The 555-nt window shown below is 48.1% G+C and carries 1 protein-coding gene; it reads left to right on the top strand.

Annotated features, from left to right (window positions below; all coding sequences use genetic code 11):
• Window positions 1-294: hypothetical protein (locus ACFIK8_RS12935; protein ID WP_375669653.1), on the top strand; the 294-nt coding region annotated here is incomplete at its 5' end.
• Window positions 295-555 lie beyond the last annotated feature (261 nt).

Below are 555 nucleotides of genomic sequence, written 5' to 3'. Positions count from 1 at the left end.
AAAAAAATCTTAAAAGAGGGGATTGAAGTTGTGATGAGTGCATTTCAAATAACATTTATTGCCCCTTATTATATTGGTTTCATTATACTTATGCATGTTTATCTACTAGAATTGGTGCTTTTAACGTTATATTATTCCTTGTGCAGGAATTCGGGGCCCGAAGTAATAAGGAGTGAAATTGAGGGTATTTCTAGCGTGCGGAGTGACAAAAGGGCTCAAAGTTGGCTGACACGGACAGGACACGCCCGTGTCTCAAGTGATGCAAATCCCAGCCTGATGCGCAAAAGAGTTTAAATCCTGACACGGGAGTGTCTCAGGCAGGACACGGTCACCACACGCCCGTGCGCCAAGTGTCGAAGATTCCAGGCTTTGCTTCCTAAAAGCTTGACACGGGCGCGGTGTTCATGTCATGGCCGTGCGCTACCTGACACGGGTAGGACACGCCCGTGTCCCAAGTGTTGAAGATTACAGGCCTTTCACTCCAGGAATTCATCGAAGACAACACGGTTACTGACATGCCCGTGTCGTGACCGTGTCGGGCGCCGAATCAGCCTT

It is taken from the genome of Bartonella sp. MR168JLCBS (assembly GCF_042194175.1).
This window is presented reverse-complemented; position numbering and strand designations above follow the sequence as displayed.